Below are 19,773 nucleotides of genomic sequence, written 5' to 3' on the forward strand. Positions count from 1 at the left end.
TGCGACTTTCGGCCTTCAAAGCACAGTCTTTCACGCCGCTCAATGTTTATTTCGCATTTGCGAAATAAAGGTCCGGTCCATTACTTCGCTGTTGCAAAAAAGGCGCGTTTCCTGCCGAAGCGCGCCTTTTGTCGTCACCAAAAACGACCGTCAGCCGATGGACATCAGACTGGCATTGCCGCCGGCGGCGGCCGTGTTGATGGCTGTCGAGACCTCTTCCAGCAACCAGTTCAGCGTCCAGCCATCCTCATGAGCAGCGGCTTCGCTCGTGGCGGCATGGACCGTGACCAGCGGCCCGGCAAGCGTCGTCACCCTCTGACAGACCGTGCGGACCGCATCTGCCTCACCCTCAACCAGCGCTGCGGCGAAGGGACCATCCTTTTCCCAGTCGACGGTGAATTCGATCCGCGCGGCAACGCTTGCCGGCAGGCCCACGAGGCACTTTTCCAACCCGGCTGCTTTATCGACAACCGCCATATTGCCGGTGGCGAGCACCGCGCCGATCTGGCCGTAAAGCCCGGCTTCGGTGTGCGGCACGACGAGAATGCGGCCACGCGGATGAAGCGCATAGAGATTCTTCTCGCCGACCGGGCCCGGCAATTCGCGCTCAAGCCCGAGGCCCGAGGCGCTTGCCTGCTGACGCACCGTATCGGCAGCCTGAAGATTACCCTTGCGGCGCAGCCAGCCGGAGAAATCCACGGCGGCGGCATCGGTGTGGATAGAGCCGTGCTTCGGCGGCACCGGAGCCACCGTGACCAGTCGCCCGAGATAGAGCGGCCCGCCCGCCTTCGGACCCGTGCCGGAAAGACCGCGTCCGCCGAAGGGCTGGACGCCGACAACGGCACCGATGACATTGCGGTTCACATAGACATTGCCGACGCGGACACGGCCCGTCACATGGGCGATGGTTTCGTCCAGACGGGTGTGCAGGCCGAAGGTGAGGCCATACCCCGTGCCGTTGATCTCGTCGATCACCCGGTCAAGATCACCGCGCCGGTAGCGAAGCACATGCAGGACAGGGCCGAAGACCTCGCGTTTCAGATCAGCCAGGGAGCGGATTTCAATGATGGTCGGAGCAACGAAGGTGCCCTTCGCCGTTTCCGGTGGCAGCGGGAAACGCTCGACCGGGCAACCGGCGGCGCGCATGCGCTCCACATGCGCCTCGATGATGCCCTGCGCTTCCGCCGTGATGACCGGGCCGATATCGGCATCGATGCGGTCGGTGCGGCCGATGGAAAGCTCCTTCAGCGCACCCTTGAGCATACCGAGCGTGCGATCCGCAACGTCCTCCTGAATGCACAGCACACGCAGTGCCGAGCAGCGCTGGCCAGCGCTATCGAAGGCCGAGGCGATGACGTCGAAGACCACCTGTTCGGCAAGTGCGGAGGAATCGACAATCATGGCATTCTGGCCGCCGGTTTCGGCAATCAACGGCACCGGCTTGCCGGCAGCAGACACGCGATCGGCCAGTACCTTCTGGATGAGGCGGGCGACTTCGGTCGAACCGGTGAACATCACCGCCGCCGTTTCCGGCGCTGCGACGAGGGCCGCGCCGACACGACCATCGCCGGGCAGGAGTTGCAGTGCCGAGCGCGGAATGCCGGCCTCATGGAGAAGGCGCACGGCCTCGGCCGCAATCAGTGGCGTTTCCTCGGCGGGCTTGGCGAGAACCGGGTTGCCGGCGACGAGGGCGGCGGCAATCTGACCGGTGAAGATCGCCAGCGGGAAGTTCCAGGGGCTGATGCAAACCACGGGACCGAGCGGCCTGTGAACCGGACCCAGCGTCAGCTTCGCCTGTTCGGCATAGTAACGCAGGAAGTCGATAGCTTCACGCACTTCGGCAATGGCGTTGGGGATCGACTTGCCGGCCTCACGCACGGCCAGCGCCATCAGCGCCGGCATGTTCTGCTGGTATAGATCGGCGGCACGGTCGAGAATGCCGGCGCGATCCTTCACCGAAACGCCGGCCCAGTCGATACCGATGGTGGCGGCAAGCGACACGGCCCTGCGGGCGGTATCTTCCGAGACCTCCGTAACGCTGCCAACGATATCCGTGTGATCGGCGGGATTGAGAACCGGGCGCGTCTCGCCTTCCATCGAGGCATCGGCCAGAGCGGGCGGCGCCACCCATGCCTTGCCGGTGCTTGCGGCAAATTCCCGCCCCAGAAAGGCCAGCGTATCCTCGTTGGAGAGATCGTAACCATCCGAATTGCGGCGCCCCGCACCGAACAGGTCCTTCGGCAGGGCGATCCTGTCGTGGCGTGCGCCGGGTTCCGGCATGGCGTGCACACGATCGACCGGATCGACAGTCAGATCGTCCACCGTAACCGTGGGGTCGGCGATGCGGTTGACGAAGGAGGAGTTCGCACCGTTTTCCAGCAGGCGACGCACGAGATAACCGAGCAGCGTCTCATGGGTGCCAACCGGGGCATAGATGCGACACGGACGGTTCAGCCGGTCAGGACCGACGACCTCCTCGTAAAGCGGCTCACCCATGCCGTGCAGGCACTGGAACTCGTATTTACCGACGTGATAATCCGGACCCGCGAGGTGGTAGATCGTTGCCAACGTCTGGGCATTGTGCGACGCGAATTGCGGGAAGACGGCATCGGTGGCGGCCAGAAGCTTCTTCGCGCAGGCGACATAGGACACGTCGGTGTGGACCTTGCGGGTGTAGACCGGGAAATCGGCCTGCCCGTCGATCTGGGCTCGCTTGATTTCCGAATCCCAATAGGCGCCCTTCACCAGACGCACCATGATGCGACGTCCGGCGCGACGGGCGAGATCCACGATGAAATCAATGGCGAAGGGGCAACGCTTGCCATAGGCCTGCACCACGAAGCCCAGACCATCCCAGCCGGCGAGATCGGGGTCGAGCGCCAATACTTCCAGAAGATCGAGGGAAAGCTCCAGCCGGTCGGCTTCCTCAGCGTCGATGTTGACGCCGATGTCGTAGGATTTCGCGATCTGCATCAGCGCCTTCACGGCGGGCAGAAGCTCGTTCATCACCCGCTGCGGCTGCGCGCGGGTGTAGCGCGGGTGCAGCGCCGAAAGCTTGATGGAAATGCCGGGGCCGTCATAGATGCCGCGCCCGTCGGAAGCCTTGCCGATGGCGTGGATGGCCTGCTCGTAGTCGCGATAGTAGCGGGCGGCGTCGGCAGCCGTGGTCGCGGCTTCCCCGAGCATGTCATAGGAATAGCGGAAACCCTGCGCCTCGCGCACCTTCGCCCGCTTCAGCGCTTCCTCGATGGTTTCGCCGGTCACGAACTGCTCGCCCATCATGCGCATGGCCATGTCGACGGCGCGGCGGATGACCGGTTCGCCGCAGCGTGCGATGATGCGGGTGAGCGCTGCCGAAAGGCTGCTGTCATTGACGGTGCCGGTCAGTTTGCCTGTGACGACGAGGCCCCAGGTAGCGGCATTGACGAAAAGCGAACGACCGCCGCCGATATGGGACTTCCAGTCGCCTTCGGAGATCTTGTCACGGATCAACGCATCGCGGGTGGCGTCGTCGGGAATGCGCAGCAGCGCTTCGGCAAGGCACATCAGCGCCACGCCCTCCTGGCTGGAAAGCGCATATTCCTGCACCAGCCCTTCGACGCCCGTGCCCTTGTGCTTGGCACGCAACGCCACGATCAGACCGCGAGCGGTCTCGCGGATCTGGTTGCGCTGCTCCCGCGGCAACGAAGCGGCTTCCAGAAGCGGCCTGAGGCACTCGACCTCGGGCCGGCGGTAAGCGGCGGTGATGGCCGCGCGCAGGGTCGTTCGCGGCGAAACCGGCGGGGCGAAATCGGCGAAGGGTCTGGCGGTATGTCCTGATGTGTTCGTCATGTCCATGTCCCGAATCCTGGAGAAAGGAGCGCGTCCTGCCGGTTCATCCGGCGGCTTTTCGGCGCTCGAGCTTTATGGATAAAGAATACCCGATCTTCGCGGGAATGATGGACTTTGATTGGTATCTTTTGTAGGCTTTGAAGCCAAACATAATGCCATATGAAGTGAATTTCACCATGGATCAGTCAAAAGATGGCGAACTTGACCCATTCGACCTGAAAATACTCGACGCCGTCGTGGAAGACGGGCGGATTTCGATTACCGAGCTTTCCGAAAAGGTCGGGCTTTCGAAAACGCCGGTGACGGCGCGGTTCAAACGTCTGGTGGAAGAAGGCTTCATTCTCGGCTTCCGAGCGGTGCTGAACACCCAGAAGCTCGGCCTCGATCACGTCGCCTTCGCGGAGGTGAAACTGACGGATACACGCGAGGATGCACTACGAGAATTCAACCGGGCCGTGCGGAAAATCCGCGAGGTGGAGGAGTGTCACATGATCGCGGGGCGCTTCGACTATCTGCTCAAGGTGCGCACCCAGAACATTCGCCGTTATCGCGAGGTGCTGGGCGAAAAGATCTCCAGCCTGCCGCATGTGGCGAGCACATCGACCTCTGTCGTCATGCAATCGGTGAAGGAATCCTGAGGTTCAGCCTGCCGCCGGCACGTACTCCGCGACGGTGACCCGGTTTCGCCCGTCACGCTTGGAGGTATAGAGCAGTTCATCCGCCCGACGCAGCAGGGCGGCCGGCGTATCGAGCCCCGCCGCCTGCGCAACGACTCCGCCCAGGCTGACGGTCAAAACACCTGCCGTGGCGGAGGCTTCGTGGAGAATGCCGAGACCCGTAACCTTTGTGCGCACTTCATCGAGGAAGGCCGCCAAATCATGCGGTCCCGACTTCAGCAGAACGAATTCTTCGCCGCCATACCGCGCGGCAATTTCGCCGCTTCGCCCGGTCATCTCCGCAAGCACGCGGGCCACGGCCTGCAGGGCACGGTCGCCCTCCGCGTGGCCGTAGCGATCGTTGAACTGCTTGAAATGATCGACATCGAGCAGAGCAACGCCGATGGGCTGGTCATGCTCCATGGCTCCCCGGATGGCACGGGCAAAAGCCTCCTCGAAGGAACGGCGATTCGCCAGTCCCGTCAGCCAGTCCTCACGCGAAAGCCGTTCGAGTTCGCGGCGCTGGGCGGCGAGTTTCAGATGAATGTTGACGCGGGCGCGCACGATCGTCGGGCGAACCGGCTTGGTGATGTAATCCGCCGCGCCAAGCAAAAGGCCACGCTCTTCATCCGCCTCGCTGGCCTGGCCGGTGATGAAGATCACGCCGAGATCGGCCCGTTGCGGATCGGACTTGATGAGATGGAGCACCTCGTAGCCGTCCATGCCCGGCATGGAAATATCGAGGAGGACCAGACTGACATCCTCTTCCCGCAACCTTTGCAGGGCGCTCTCGCCATCCTTGGCCAAAAGCAGGCGACAGTCTGACTGGAGGGCTTCGGCAAGCGCCGCACGGTTGACGCGGTCGTCATCGACGATCAGGACGGTTGGAAGCCGGGAGGCGGTCGCTTCGTTTACGCTCGTCATCAAGGGGCCACCCCTCCTGTTCCCGTCACCATCCGCTCGAGTTGCTCAAGCGCATCCAGTGCGGCGACAAGTTCCAGATCCTCGAAATATGCCTGTACTTTTCGCACCAGCGCCTGCGCCGCATCGCCCGCAAGCTGCGTGGCAATGCCCTCCAGAAGAGACATTGCCGCATAATCCCCGGACTCCACAAGGGGTTTGGCGTCTGCGATCAACCTCTGCACATCGCCACCCGCCGGCACCGTTGCAACGAGCATCAGCGATGCGGAGATTGCGTTCACGGCAGCAAGAAGCTCGACAAGCCGGTCACGGAAACCGCCGGCTTGCGCGGAAACTGCCGTGCCGTCACCGTCGCGGGCCGCAGTTTCCAGTCTTGCCGCAATCCTGCAGAATGTCTTCGCTTCGAGATAGGCGGCGCTGCCCTTCATCTGGTGGGCCAGCATCGCTATGCTGTCCAGGTCCTTCGCCGCCAGAAGGCGGTCCAGCGTGACCGGCACATCGGCAAAATCACGCGTAAAGCCCTGAAGCAAGCGCCTTACGCGCTCTTCGTTACCGTTGAAGCGCCGGAGAATGGCGGGCAGGTCAACGGGCGTGGCCGGGTGTTCAGGGTCGACAAATGCCGGCACAGGGCTCCCCGCACCGTCGATCACGTCGCCGGCGCTCAACACATCGGCCAGCGTGCTATAGAGTGCAGTCTCGTCGATGGGCTTGGTCAGGTGGGCGGTCATGCCCGCGTCAAGGCTGGCCTGCCGATCTTCCTGGCTTGCCTGGGCAGTCAGCGAGATTACCGGAAGGCCGGCCCAGACCGGATTACGACGGATTTCGCGGGCAGCTTCCAAACCGCCCATGACCGGCATGTGCACATCGAGAAGAACGACATCGAAATTGCCGGCCGCAAGTTTTTCCAGAGCCTCGGCACCGTTGCAGGCCGTTTCGACCACCATACCGACCGCGTGGAGAAAATCGGTCGCAACCTCGCGGTTCAGCGCATTGTCATCGGCCAGCAGAACCCGGCGACCGGACAGTGATATGCGCATGTCAGCGGCAACATCCGTGCCCGTTGCTGGCATGGCGGGCTGCTCGTTGCCATCCGCAGGAACCAGAAGGTCGAGCATGGTGTTGTACATGACCGACTGCGTGACCGGCTTGATCAGGACACCCTGCAAACCGACCTGCTCCGCACCCTGCAAAATCTCTTCGCGGCCATAGGCCGTCACCATCAGAACCGCCGGCATTTTTGCCAGCGCACCATCGGCGCGCATGCGGCGGGCAGTTTCCAAACCGTCGAGATGCGGCATTCGCCAGTCCATCAGCACCACGTCGAAGGGCCGGTTGGCCAGCGCCCGTTCATGCAACAGGGCCAACGCCTCCATGCCGGAAGCGCGCACGTCGATCTCGACGCCCAGACCGTTGAGCATCTCGGCCAGCGCCATGCGGGCGCTTTCATTATCATCGACGATCAGTACCCGCTTGCCCTTGAGACGTTCGGGAATGGCTGTCGCCGGACGGGTCTGGATGGCAGGCGGCGCTGCCATGGTGAAGCTGAAGGTGGTGCCAACACCCGGTTCGCTCGTCACGCCGATTTCGCCGCCCATCATCTCCACCAGCCGTTTGCTGATGGCCAGACCGAGACCGGTACCACCATATTTGCGGCTCGTGGCCCGTTCGGCCTGGCTGAAGGGACGGAAGAGGCGGGCAATCTGGTCGGCTTCGAGACCAATGCCGGTGTCGCGCACACCAAAGCGAAGCATCGGCTTTTTCGCACCCGGCACCGTTTCCACCGAAATGGCGATTTCACCCTTTTCGGTAAATTTCACCGCGTTGGAAACGAGATTGGTCAGCACCTGCCCAAGCCTGAGCGGATCACCGATGATGACCGGCGGCACATCCGGTGCCACGGAGAAGATCACCTCGAGCTGCTTTTCTTCCGCGCGCAGAGCGGTGATGACAGAAACCGATTCCAGAACCGATTCCAGCGTGAAATCCGTCTGCTCCAGCTTCATGCCGTCGGCTTCGATCTTCGAATAATCGAGGATGTCGTTGATGATGCCGAGCAGAAGGCGGGCGGATGTGTCGATCTTTTCGAGATAATTGCGCTGCTTGGCTGTCAGGTCGGTCTGAAGCGTCAACCGCGTCATGCCGATGACGGCGTTCATCGGCGTGCGGATCTCGTGACTCATCGTGGCGAGGAAGTCGCTCTTGGCGCGCTCGGCATCCTCCGCCTTTTCCTTGGCCGCTTCCAGCGCCTGGGCGGAAGCTTTTTCGGCTGTAATATCCAGCAGGATGCCGTCCCAGACGGTACGGCCATCCAGAAGATCGTGACGCGCAGCCCGCAGGCGCAGCCAGACGAGGCGGCCATCGCGGGCGTTTACGCGGAATTCGTGATTGAAGGTATCGCCACGGTCGATGAACGACGCCAGCGCCGTCTCATAGGCGGTCCGGTCCTCCGATACCATCAGCCCCAGCAGGCTCTCGCGACTGTCGATCATTTCGCCCGGCGGAACACCGGTCATCTTCTCGATGCCCGCGCTTATGTAACTCACCACCAGTTTTCCGGTCGCGCCACGCTCAAGACGGAGGACCGCGCCACTCGGCAGATTGTCTGCCAGCATCGCCAGTCGCGCCATCTGCTCGTGACGCTCGCTCACGTCCTGCACCGTGCCGGCAAGAGCAATGAGTTCGCCATTCTCGCCAAAGACAGGCCCGCCGCGCAGCATGGCGGGGAAGTGCGATCCATCCTCGCGCAGATGCGTCACTTCCAGACGGTAGGGCTCACCGTTTGCGATGCAGTTGTCCATCGCTGCGTTGATACGCTCGAAATCCTCCGGCGAGGTCAGCCGTTGCAGGTCATTGACCGTCACCGCCGGGCCGTTGGGATCCGCACCATTGAGCACATGGAGCATGTCCGAGGAATTGAACTCGAGGGTTTCAAGATTGAGCGTCCAGCTTCCGATACGGGCCAGACGTTCGGCCCTGCGCATGGCGGCAAGGCTCTTTTCCGCCGCTTGTTCGGCTGCCCGGCTTTCGGCTATCGAACGGCGCAGTTCCGCTTCGGAAGCCGCCAGGCTCTGGCGCAGGGTTTCGAATTCGGCAACGTAGGAAGGCGGTACATCGACAGCCTCACCTTCGCCTCGCGTGCTGGAAACCAGCCTGGCATGGTCCGCCAGAAGGCGGATAGGCTTCAGAATGTTGCGCACCAGAAGCCAGGCCAGAAGGGAGGCGACAAAAATCGTCGCTGCGGAGGCTGCCGCCATAACGGCAATAGGCTTCTGCCAGCGGCTGTTGAAAAGGGTGAGCGGTTCGCCCACCACGGCCACCCAACCCGGCGTACCGGCAATGCGCTGGAAGGCAAAGACGATCTTCTGGCCCTCGATGGTACGCGCCTCGAACAGGCCGGAACTGGTGCCGAGCGCCATGAGCGCCTGCCAATCCGGCACCGGTCGACCGAGAAACTTCTCCGCATCGCGCGAACGGCCGATGATGCGGCCGCTGCCATCCGTCACCGCCAGCGTGACCGACTGGCTCGCCGCGCCCTGCCGCGCGAGCGGGCGCATGAGTGCATCCGGCCGTACGACGATGAGGTCCACCTCGACCATGCCTTCGGCGTTTTCGGGAGCGGCCACCGCCAAGGCGATGCTGGGGCGGGGGTTTTCCGCACTGGAGATGAGATTGGAAAGCTGTGGTTCGCCCTTGCGTGCAGCGGCACGGGCAAGCCCTGCGAGCTCCTCGCCCGGAGCACCCGAGACAACGGTGAAATCCGTTCCCTGACGGCGGATGAGAACCTGGTGAAACTCACCATCGCCGAAGGACTGCGACAGCCACCGCCGCTCCGCCTCCTCGCTGGCGGAATGGCCCGTCATCAGCGCATAGGCGCGGATCATGCGGGAGGCTGAATCCCGTTCGCTTTCGACAGACTGCGCCACCACATGGGCGGTTTCCATCATACGGCTGACCGATCCGTCGCGATAGGACAGACCGGCGTTGAAAAGCGTGATCGCTACCACGCCGAGCGTTGGCAGCAGCACGAGAAGGATAACACCGGCAATACATAACCTCAGCGACGGCAACCTTGCCGCGCCGTTCCGCCAGAACCGCCATAGTCCGTATTGCTGATCCACAAGATGCTCCGTTTAGCCGGAATCTAGGGATAAACCTTAAAGAGACGGATAACGGCGGTCTAGGCTTTCTGACCCATAAAGCCACAGGGTTATTCGAGCGTCTCAATCAGGGCGGGAAGATCGGCCACCGTCTCGATGACGTAGTCGGCACCCGCGGCCAGAAGCTTTTCCGCAACCTTGTCGTGCAGGGCTTTGCGTGCTTCCGGTGAAAGGGCGGAGAGTTCTTCGGGTGTCAGGCCGGCCTCGTTGCCGGAGAGCGTCAGGCCGACCGTCAGGCAGCCAGCCGCCACCCCTTCCGCAATGCCCGGTTCGGTATCGTCCACCTTGATGACCGCGCTGGCGGGGAAGACGCCGAGATCGAGGAAGCACTTGTACATGCCATAGGGTGTCGGGCGGCCGAAGGGCAGATCGTCGGCGCAAATGAGATTATCCGGCTCATAACCCTGTTCCTTCGCCAGAGGAAGAACCCGCTCCATGATGGAGCGGGTGTAGCCCGTGGTCGAGCCCACCTTCATGCCCCTGGCCCGGCAATCATTGATCGCCTCCAGCGCGCCGGGTATCAACGTGCAGTAATTGGTGACGACTTCCTCGTTGAGCGGCACAAAGAGCGCATAAACGGCATCGATGGCGGCTTCATCGGGAGCGGAACCCTGTGCCGCCTGCCAGCGGGCGGCAATATCCGGCTCGGCCAGCATGGCGGCGATATGCGCCCGTTTCGGCAGACCCATCGGCTTGCGGGCATCGGCAATCGAGGTTTCGACGCCAAACTTGGCGAAGGTTTCCACGAAAGCGCCCATCGGGGCGAAGGAACCGAAATCGATGATCGTTCCGGCCCAATCGAAAACAACGGCCTTGAAGCGGGTCATGCGGCGTCTCCATAAAGATCGGCAATGGTTTCCTCGCCAATGGCGAAGGCGGTGGATGCGCCGCAACCGGCGGTGACGATCGCGATGCGGATCGCGTCGGCGGGCTTGTCGGTAAAGCGCCAGTTCGCCGCTGCGGCATAGGTGCCGACCCAGCGCTCGCTGATCGTCCGGCCCGGCAAGTCGAGCACCGCGTCGAACTCATCGAGAATGAGCTTGTCGACCGCCTCGCTGGCGAAGGGATCGGGCGTTGCGGCATAATGGTGACTGTCGCCCACGACGAAGGAACCATCGGCTGACTGGGTGACGATGAGGTGGATGCCGTTCTCACGCTCCGCCTTCATCTCCACGTCAAGCCGTGCCTTCAGCGCCACGGCTTCCGGCAGCATCGAATAGCCGAGATAGCGGCCAAGGCCGAGATCGGACTGGACGGCGGTCTTGAAGGAAACCGGCGCCCCGGGCCTGATGCGCAGCATCTGCAGCTTGCAGCGCGTTGCCCTGTAGGTGGCAATGCGTTCGGGGAACAGGCCGCTGAAATCGTCACCGGGGCAGATCACCGCTGTTTCGGCTTCGATCGGACCGTTCGAGGTCTCGATCCTCGGTGGCTGAACCGCCGTGACGCTGGTCTGCCAGCGAAATTCGACACCATAGCGTTCAGCGAGATAACGGGAAACCAGCGGAATGGCCGTGCGCGATTCCACGCGCACCTCATGCGGGCTGTAGAGAGCGGCCCGTACCGCCTCGCGGCGCAACGCCGGGACGAAGGAGAGCGCTTCCTCATAGCCGATCTTGCGACACTTCTCGCCCATCGGCGTTTTCAGGAAGGCATCGATAACCGCTTCGGATTCTTCAAGGCGCGCCGTCAGGACAAGTCCGTTGAGCAGGACGGGAATTTGGGCTGCCGCCGCCACCTCGGCCCAGACTTCACGGGCGCGCCGCGCCTTTTCCCAGCAGTCGCCTGCTTCCTGACCGGTGACGGTGACGAAGCCGAAATTGCGAACCGAAGCGCCGTTTGCCTGCGCGTCCCTGTCCACGACAACGACACGCTTGCCCCTGCGGGCGGCCGCCAGCGCATGCGCCAGACCGACGATGCCGGCACCGACCACGGCGAGATCGTAGTGAGCCATTTCCGATGTCCTGTTCTGCCATTGCACGCGAGCCGTAACGGCCTTCGATGACACAGGCATGTCGCAACCGCTCGCCCCGAAAGGTTTATCGGGCCGGGTGATAAAGGCCAAGACCGCCAGACCGTTGCTTCCCTCTGGCCCCATCGTTTATCGAGGGTGGCTCCAACGGGATCATGATGCCGGTGGCCGGACCTCCTTCAACGCCTCGGCCAGAAGCGTAATGCCGGCTGCGATGCGTTCCCGCGGGATCGCTGCAAAGCCCATGCGGATGCGGTTGAGCGGTGGCGTATCGCGTAGGTAACAGGCATCACCCGGCTCGACGAGGACACCTTTTTCAGCCGCGACCGCCGCAAGACGGCGGGCATCCGTCCCCTTCGGCAGTGTCAGCCACAGGCCGGAACCACCGGTCGTCATCGTCACATCGCAATCGGGCAGGCTCTTGTCGATTTCCTTGAGGATGGTTTTCCAGCGTTGCGCCAGATCGCTGCGCTGGCGACGGATATGCGCCTCGAAATGACCGTCGGCGAAGAAGATTGCCATGGCCCGCTGGTCGAGCGCGGAGGGATGACGACACATGAGCCGGCGCAGCGCTCGCAGTTCCTCCATCAGCGGCTTTGGCGCCACCACAAAGCCGAGCCGCAAGCCGGGAAAGAGCGGCTTAGACAGGCTGCCGATGTGGATGACCCGACCGCTGGTATCGAGGCTTTTCAGCGCCGGACGCTGTTTGCCGACATAATTCAGCTCATGCTCGTAATCGTCCTCGATGATGAGGAAATCATGGGTTTCCGCCGCCGCAAGAAGCTGGAGCCGGCGTTCGAGCGTCATGGTGACATTGGTGGGCGACTGATGACCCGGTGTGACGCAGACAACCTCGCAACCTGCCAGATCCTCCGTCACCCGCATGCCGTTGCCATCAAGCATCTGGGGCTTGATGCTCGCCCCCCGTGACAGGAAGATGTTACGCGCATCGGGATAGCCGGGCTCCTCGAAGCCGACGACGGTTCCCGCCTGCATGAGAAGCGTCGCCGCCAGAAAGAGCGCATGCTGGGCACCGACCGTGATCATTACCTCCGCAGGCTCCGCCCGGAAGCCGCGCTTGGGCAGAACGCGGCGAATGATCTGGTCGATCAGCATAGGGTCGTCCGCGTCGATCAGGTCGACCGCCCAGCTCGATACATGCTCGGCCGTGCCGGCCTGACGGATGCAGTCGCGCCAGCGGCTGACCGAGGTGCGATCCGGGATGAGCTGGCCGTAAATGAAGGGGTAGGAATAGCGCCGCCAGTCGGCGGGCTTGTGCATGAGGCGTTGATTTCTGTAGCTGACGGGAATGCGCGCAGCGTAATCGACCGGCTTTCCCGTGACCGGAAAAAGCCCCTTGCCGCCGCCATCCGGCTTCAGATTGAGCTGCTCGCGGACATAGCGTTCGTCGATGAAATAGCCGCGCCGCCTGACCGGTTTCAGGTAGCCGTCTTCCGCCAGACGCTCATAGACGAGGCTGATCGTGTTGCGGGCAACGCCCAGATCGCGCGCCAGAATGCGGGTCGCCGGCAGCGGCTCGTGCGAGGGCAGACTGCCCGCCAGGATAGCCTCGATGATGCGCTCCTGGATCTGCTGCTGCAACTTGCGGCCCGGATCGAGCGGTGCGGAAAAGAAATGTTCGAGCATGGGCGACCGTGTTTCGAATAGGTGCGCAGCCTATTGCGCCGTGCCGGGAACTGTCCAGTCCGTTCTGGCTCCATAGATTTAAATCCGTGGCTCTACGGGTGGAAGCGAAGCCGGAAATAGGCTTCCTTTCCGTACCCGCCTGATCGGGAGAAGGTCAGAGCGGATACCGCGACCGCGACATCACAACAAAGCCGGCTCAAGCCGCAAACCAAGGGGAATACGATGTCTCACCTTCTTCTTTCCAGGCCGCTCGGCCGCCGCACGCTTCTGAAGTCGACCGCTGCCGCGGGCGCCGGGCTTGCCATGCCCGCGATCATCAGCTCGTCGGCGCTCGCCTCCTCCGGCGAAATCAACATCATGATGTGGTCCGACTACCTGCCGGAAAGCTTCACCAAGGCCTTCACGGACAAGACCGGCATCAAGATCAACTTCACCGGCATCGGCTCCAACGACGAAATCCTCAACAAGATGAAGGCCACCAACGGCCAGGGTTTCGATATCGTGACGCCCACCGTGAACCGCAATCCGCTTTGGGCCGAACTTGGCCTGCTACAGCCCTTCGACATGAAGCGTGTGGCCATCGACAAGGTGAACCCGGCCATGGCGCTCGGTGAAGCCCATTGGAACTTCGGCGGCAAGGGCGTTCACTGGCTGCCGCATATCTGGGGCACGGAAGGTATCGCCTGGCGCACCGACAAGTTCACCCCCGCCGGTGAGTTCCCAAGCTACTACGACGTGTGGGACGAGGCCAATGCCGGCAAGACCATGGGCCGCGGCCACTCCGTGATGCTCGGCCTCGGTCTTGGTCTCGAGCGTCGCGGCGAACTCGCGCCCGGCTCCATGTGGGCGGCCTACAAGGACGCCGACAAGATGAAGGAGGTCTGGGGCAAGCTGACCGAGATCGCCGTTGCCAAGAAGAAGAACCTGAAACTTCTGTGGAACGATGCCGATGCCCAGAAGAACGGTCTTCTGAATGAAGGCGTCATCGTTGGCCAGACCTGGGATGGCCCGCCGATCGCGCTCAAGACCGCCGGCGAGCCGGTCATCTACCGCGCTCCGGTGGAAGGTGCCATGGCCTGGGTGGACGGTCTTTCCCTGCCCATCGGCGCCAAGAACATCGATCAGGTCTATGCCTTCATCGATGCCGCCTATGACGCCAAGCTGGCTGGTGAAGCCATCAAGACGCATGGCTACAACTCTCCGGTCATCGGTGCCGACAAGTTCGGTGGCGAGGTCTATGCCAAGAACTTCGCCGATGCCTATCCGGGCGACGCGCTTGCCAAGCTGAACGCCTGGCCGGCCGAAATGCCCTGGTATGTGACGCAGCGCACGGAATTCGTGAACAAGTTCCTGAGCGCCTGACGACCGGGCCCTTTTGACCCGGCGGCATGAAGCCGCCGGTATCGAGACAGGAAGCGCCCGGACTGCGGGCGTTTCCCGCACCGTTTGCATCGTCAAGAGGCCGTATGACCAGCAACAAAGACGTCGTGCTCGATCACGTGTCCATCCGCTTCGGCGCCTATACCGCGGTGGATAATGCCTTCCTGACCATCAAGGGCGGCGAATTCTTCTCCTTTCTCGGACCTTCCGGCTGTGGCAAGACCACGCTCCTGCGCTGCGTCTCCGGCTTTGTCGATCCGACTGAAGGCCGGGTGCTGATCGGCGGAAAGGACATGCGTGATGTCAGCCCCAACAAGCGGCCGACGGCGCTGATCTTCCAGAACCTTGCACTTTTCCCGCTGATGAGCGTGGCCGAAAACATCGCCTTCCCGCTGGAAGTGCGCGGCGTGGGCAGGAAGGAGCGCCGCAAGCGCGCTGACGAACTGCTCGACATGATCGCGCTGCCCGGTACCGGCGACAAGAAGGTGCATGAACTTTCCGGCGGCCAGCGCCAGCGTGTGGCGATTGCCCGCGCGCTGGCCGTGGAGCCCGACATTCTCCTGCTCGATGAACCGCTTTCTGCGCTTGATCTGAAGCTGCGCCAGCATATGCGCACCGAATTGCGCGCCATCCAGCAGCGGGTGGGTCTCACCTTCATCTACATCACCCACGATCAGGGCGAGGCGCTGACCATGTCGGACCGCGTGGCGGTGATGAATACGGGCGTCATCGAACAGGTGGATGCGCCGGAAGCCGTCTACAATCGCCCGAAGACGGCCTTCGTTGCGTCCTTCGTCGGTGAAAACAACGCACTTTCCGGCAAGATTGCCAGTGCCGAAAGCGGTTACGCCGCGCTGGAAACGCCGGCGGGGCTTCTGCATGGCGTGGCCGCAGGCGGGCGTCACTACAAACCGGGCGATGCCTGTATTCTGTTCGTGCGACCGGAGCGACTGATGCTTGCCCGCGATAACGACAGCGTGAACCGCATCGTCGGCACACTTGAGAAAGAAGAGTTCGAAGGCAATATCCGCATCGCCCATGTGCGCATCGGCAATGCCATGATCCGCATTTCGCGGGTCAACGACGGACTTTCCGCACCGCTTGCGCCGGGCGAAAACGTCACACTCGCCTTTTCGCCCGACAATGCCACCGTCCTGCCCGTTTCCAGCATGGCGGAGGTGGATGCATGAAGGGACGCTGGCAGGAATTTGCCGGACGGCACGGTCTCGGTGTCGCACTTTTCGTCGGTCTCGGGGTCGGTTTCTGGATTCTCTTCCTGATCGCCCTGCCGCAGATCGCCATGTTCGATTTCTCGCTGCGCCATAATCTGCCGCCAAGCGAAATTGGCGGCGCGAAGGATGTCTACACGCTTTCGAACTATGCCGCCTTCTTCCAGAGCGCCGATGGATCGGCGAATGTTCTGGACATGGGCGTCCTGTTCAAGACCATGCTGGCAGCGGTCTTCGTCACCATTATCGACGTCCTGATCTGCTATCCCATCGCCTTCATCCTCGCCCATTCGGCCCGCGGCGTGGCGGCCCGCCTGATGGTGATCGGGTTGATCGTGCCCTTCTGGGTCAATGAAATCCTGCGCGCCTTCGCTTTCCGCGTCATCTTCGGCGCCACTGGCGTTCTGAACGGCATCGGCATGGGTATGGGCCTTTGGGACAGCCCCATCGACTTCATCCGCGCCGATATCGCGCTCTATTCCGGCCTGACCTACGCCTATATCCTGCTGATGATCTTCCCGATCTACAACGCCGTGGAAGCGCTTGACCGCAACCAGATCGAAGCCGCCCGCGACATGGGTGCAAGCTGGTGGCGGGTGCATTGGCGCGTGGTTCTGCCCATTGCCAAACCGGGCATCGCGTCAGGCGCCACCATGGTGTTCATGCTCACCGCCGGTGCACTTGCCGCGCCGCAGATCCTTGGTGGCCCTTCCAACCTCTGGTTCACCCAGGTGATCTACCAGTGGTTCAACGAGGCCGGCGACTGGCAGCGTGGTTCCGCCTATGCAGCCATCCTGCTCCTGTGCTGCATGCTCTTCGTCATGCTGGTCATGCGGGTGTTCAAGGTCGACATTGGAGCGATCGGACGATGAGCGGTTCTTCGAAAAGCACGGGCGGCGGCCTCTTCGCGATCGGCTACTCGCTTCTCTTCTTCGCCTTCCTGTTCGGCCCGCTGATCATCATGACGATCACGGCCTTCAACTCCTCGTCGTTCCCGCGCATCACGCCATGGGAATGCTTTACCACCGACTGGTTCGGCGCCCTGATCCGCGACCAGCGGCTGATGTCCGGCCTATCCACCAGCGTCGGCATCGGCATCGGCGTCGTGGCGATCTCCGTGCCGCTCGGTCTGGCTGGCGCACTTGCCCTTTCGGAAGTCAGCCCGCGCCTCAGAACCGCGCTCTACAGCGTGCTGATCATCCCGATCCTCGTCCCCGGCGTCGTGCTCGGCATTTCCACGATCGTCTTCTGGGGCAGCGTCGGGCGGTTGTTCGGCGGCGATCATGGTGGCATCTTTTACAATGGCACATTCCTGACGCTGGCGGGGCAGGTCACCTTCATCGCCGCCTATGCCATGCTGGTCTTCATCGCCCGCCTGCAACGCTTCGATCCGACGCTGACGGAAGCCGCTCTCGACCTCGGCGCCACGCCCGGACAGGCATTTCGCAAGATTCTCATGCCCTTCCTTGGCCCGGCCATCGGTTCCGCCGCCTTCATGGCGCTGCTCGCCTCGTTCGAGAACTACAACACCACCGTCTTCACCATTTTATCCGGCAACACCTTCACCACTGCGCTGGCATCCAAAGTGCGTCTCGGAACCGACCCCTCGCTTTCCGCGCTGGCCGTCATCATCATCGCCGTCACCCTGATCGGCGCGATGATCAACGAAGCGCACAATCGCCGGCAGGAATTGCTGCGAACGGGCCGGGCATCGAGATCCCGCCTCTATACCAACCCGGTCACGCGCTGGCTGACGCATCCCGCCGGCATAGGCATCATTCTCCTCGGCTGCGCCGCTGCCCTCGTCTACGCAGGAAGCGAGCACGATTCTCGCGCGTGCCGTGCCGACCTGATCGAGCAGAAGCGCGCCGTGCAGGAACGCCTTCTTCAGGAGCAGCGCCAGCGCATCGAGGAACAGAAGCGGTTGCAACAGCCTTCAGCAACGACGCCACCCCAGCCGTCCAACAATCCCTCACCCTTCGGCGGAGCCTTCAGCCCCGGCGGTCTGGCACCTGGTGCAGCCCCCGCGCCGGCGCCTTCAACCAATCCGTCACCTTTCGGTGGCGCGTTCAATCCGAGCGCGCTTGCACCTGAGGCCGCACCGGCACCAACCCCCGTTCCTTCGGCCAATCCCTCACCTTTCGGCAATGCCTTCAACCCCGGATCATTGCAACCCAAGCCGTGAACCGCGGCCCCACTTTTATAATTCTGTCTCATACCTGTCGTAACGCGAAGACCTTATTCGGGGCACCGCGTTACGACAAACCTTCAAGGACATGGACATGAAGCCGAACATTCTGCTGATTACCGCCGACCAGTGGCGCGGCGACTGCGTTTCCGCGCTCGGCCATCCGACCGTGAAGACCCCGGCGCTCGATGCGCTTGCAACCGAGGGCACGCTTTTTGCCCGGCATTATGCAGGTGCGGCCCCCTGCTCACCCGCGCGCGCATCAATCTATACCGGCCTTTACCAGATGAACCATCGCGTCTGCCGCAACGGTTCGCCGCTCGATGCACGCTTCGACACCATCGCACTGGCCGCACGCCGCGCCGGTTATGACCCGACCCTGTTCGGCTACACAGATACGGCCCCCGACCCACGTGGCATGGCGGCCAATGACCCGCATCTGACGACATATGAGGGCGTGTTGCCCGGCTTCACCGTGCGCCGGCTGCTACCCGAGCACGAGAAGCCGTGGATTTCCTGGCTGGCAACGCGGGGTACGAAGGTCGACCCCGCCCTGCCACATGGCCCGGCCGATGCGCCGGTCGGCACCATCGGTGCTCCGCCGGTCTACAGCGCCGAGGAAACCCAGACGGCCTTTCTGGTCAACGAATTCCTGACCTGGGAGGCGGAGCAGGACAAGCCGTGGTTTGCTCATATCTCGTTCCTGCGCCCGCACCCGCCTTTTACCGTTCCGGAACCCTATAACAGCCTCTTTCAGCCGTCGGACGGCCCGGAACCGCCGCGCGCGCAAAGCCACGCCGAGGAGATTGCCGCGCATCCCTTTCTGGCGTTCGAACTCCCGCGACAGAAGCAGTCAAGCTTTATGACGGGAACAACTGGCATGGTCAGCGAATGGCGGGCGAACGATTTCGCCGCGATCCGCGCCATCTATTACGGCATGATCGCCGAAGTGGACGCGCAGCTCGGGCGTCTCTTCACCATGCTGAAGGCGCGGGACAAATGGGAAAACACCGTTGTCATCGTGACATCAGACCATGCGGAAATGATGGGTGAACACTGGGCGCTCGGAAAAGGCGGCTTCTTTGATGGCAGTTACCACATACCGCTCGCCATTCGCGATCCCGCACGCCCTGCCGGCGCCGGGCGCATCGTGTCGCACTTCACGTCCTCGGCAGATCTCATGCCGACGCTCTGCGAACGCATGGGTGTTCAACCGGAAAACCACGTCGATGGCGCATCACTGCTCCCGTTCGTCGAAGGGCGGAACCCGGTCCCATGGCGTGATGCGGCCTTCTTCGAGTATGATTTCCGCGACATCGAGAATGGCGTGGCGGAAACGCATTTCGGGCTGCCATCCAGCCTGTGCAACCTCTCGGTCATCCGCGACGACCATTTCAAATACGTCCACTTCGCCGGCCTGCCGCCGGTACTGTTCGATCTGAAGAAAGACATGGGCGAGCTGGAAAACAGGGCCGAGGATGCGGACTATCTGAAGATCCGGCTTGCCTATGCGGAGAAGCTTCTGACGCTTCGGGCTAGACACCTGGACCAGACATTGGCGGCGACGACGTTGGCAGACGCAGGTGTGGTCCATCAACGCACCCGCTGTTAGGGCGCCGTCATTCCAACCGAGTTGATATGACTATGTGTTAAACGGAACAAGCCCCGCGGCGCAGGCAACGGGGCTTGTTTGATAACAGTGGTTGCGGGGGCAGGATTTGAACCTGCGGCCTTCAGGTTATGAGCCTGACGAGCTACCGGGCTGCTCCACCCCGCGTTATATATTGGAAGCATG

The 19,773-nt window shown here is 62.5% G+C and carries 12 protein-coding genes and 1 tRNA gene; 6 read left to right on the top strand and 7 right to left on the bottom strand.

Going from position 1 to position 19,773, the window contains the following annotated elements; genetic code table 11:
* Nucleotides 1-150 precede the first annotated feature (150 nt).
* A complete protein-coding gene (gene putA, locus GGQ66_RS01990) occupies nucleotides 151-3,831 on the bottom strand; it encodes a trifunctional transcriptional regulator/proline dehydrogenase/L-glutamate gamma-semialdehyde dehydrogenase (RefSeq protein WP_183788838.1) in 3,681 nt (1,226 codons plus the stop codon).
* A gap of 176 nt (nucleotides 3,832-4,007) precedes the next feature.
* On the opposite strand from putA, the gene GGQ66_RS01995 reads away from it, so the two are divergent.
* A complete protein-coding gene (locus tag GGQ66_RS01995; protein WP_183788840.1) occupies nucleotides 4,008-4,469 on the top strand; it encodes an Lrp/AsnC family transcriptional regulator in 462 nt (153 codons plus the stop codon).
* Nucleotides 4,470-4,472: 3 nt separating this feature from the next.
* Here GGQ66_RS01995 and GGQ66_RS02000 read toward each other — a convergent pair whose 3' ends face one another.
* The 5 genes from GGQ66_RS02000 to pdxR form a co-directional block, all read right to left on the bottom strand.
* Complete coding sequence (locus GGQ66_RS02000) at nucleotides 4,473-5,411, bottom strand: GGDEF domain-containing response regulator (protein WP_183788841.1); 939 nt, start codon at nucleotides 5,409-5,411, stop codon at nucleotides 4,473-4,475.
* Nucleotides 5,411-9,526, bottom strand: a complete 4,116-nt coding sequence (locus tag GGQ66_RS02005; RefSeq protein WP_183788843.1) for a response regulator — start codon at nucleotides 9,524-9,526, stop codon at nucleotides 5,411-5,413. The genes GGQ66_RS02000 and GGQ66_RS02005 overlap by 1 nt, the downstream gene beginning before the upstream one ends.
* An 89-nt stretch (nucleotides 9,527-9,615) precedes the next feature.
* Nucleotides 9,616-10,392: a phosphonoacetaldehyde hydrolase gene (phnX, locus tag GGQ66_RS02010; protein WP_183788845.1), complete on the bottom strand. Its 777-nt coding sequence runs from the start codon at nucleotides 10,390-10,392 to the stop codon at nucleotides 9,616-9,618.
* On the bottom strand, nucleotides 10,389-11,516 hold the full coding sequence (locus tag GGQ66_RS02015) for a TIGR03364 family FAD-dependent oxidoreductase (protein ID WP_183788847.1): 1,128 nt from the start codon (nucleotides 11,514-11,516) through the stop codon (nucleotides 10,389-10,391). The genes phnX and GGQ66_RS02015 overlap by 4 nt, the downstream gene beginning before the upstream one ends.
* Nucleotides 11,517-11,687: 171 nt before the next feature.
* Entirely contained in the window at nucleotides 11,688-13,181 is a 1,494-nt protein-coding gene (gene pdxR, locus GGQ66_RS02020; protein ID WP_183788849.1) for a MocR-like pyridoxine biosynthesis transcription factor PdxR, read from the bottom strand.
* A 222-nt stretch (nucleotides 13,182-13,403) separates the two neighbouring features.
* Between pdxR and GGQ66_RS02025 the strand changes: the two genes are divergently transcribed.
* The 5 genes from GGQ66_RS02025 (at nucleotide 13,404) to GGQ66_RS02045 (ending at nucleotide 19,590) form a co-directional block, all read left to right on the top strand.
* A complete protein-coding gene (locus GGQ66_RS02025) occupies nucleotides 13,404-14,543 on the top strand; it encodes an extracellular solute-binding protein (protein ID WP_183788851.1) in 1,140 nt (379 codons plus the stop codon).
* A 104-nt stretch (nucleotides 14,544-14,647) separates the two neighbouring features.
* On the top strand, nucleotides 14,648-15,751 hold the full coding sequence (locus tag GGQ66_RS02030) for an ABC transporter ATP-binding protein (RefSeq protein ID WP_183788853.1): 1,104 nt from the start codon (nucleotides 14,648-14,650) through the stop codon (nucleotides 15,749-15,751).
* Complete coding sequence (locus tag GGQ66_RS02035) at nucleotides 15,748-16,662, top strand: ABC transporter permease (protein WP_183788855.1); 915 nt, start codon at nucleotides 15,748-15,750, stop codon at nucleotides 16,660-16,662. Before GGQ66_RS02030 ends, GGQ66_RS02035 begins: the two co-directional genes overlap by 4 nt.
* Nucleotides 16,659-17,975 (top strand): ABC transporter permease, encoded by a 1,317-nt coding sequence (locus GGQ66_RS23235; protein WP_210287152.1) that lies wholly within the window; start codon nucleotides 16,659-16,661, stop codon nucleotides 17,973-17,975. Before GGQ66_RS02035 ends, GGQ66_RS23235 begins: the two co-directional genes overlap by 4 nt.
* A 91-nt stretch (nucleotides 17,976-18,066) precedes the next feature.
* Nucleotides 18,067-19,590 carry an alkaline phosphatase family protein gene (locus GGQ66_RS02045; RefSeq protein ID WP_183788857.1) on the top strand — a complete coding sequence of 508 codons (1,524 nt, stop codon included), beginning with the start codon at nucleotides 18,067-18,069 and terminating at the stop codon, nucleotides 19,588-19,590.
* Nucleotides 19,591-19,678: 88 nt separating this feature from the next.
* On the opposite strand, the gene GGQ66_RS02050 is transcribed toward GGQ66_RS02045, so the two are convergent.
* Nucleotides 19,679-19,755 (bottom strand) — tRNA-Met (locus GGQ66_RS02050).
* Between the last annotated feature and the right edge of the window lie 18 nt (nucleotides 19,756-19,773).

The sequence above is a fragment of the Allorhizobium borbori genome, assembly GCF_014196535.1.
GTDB classification, from domain to species: Bacteria; Pseudomonadota; Alphaproteobacteria; order Rhizobiales; family Rhizobiaceae; genus Ectorhizobium; species Ectorhizobium borbori.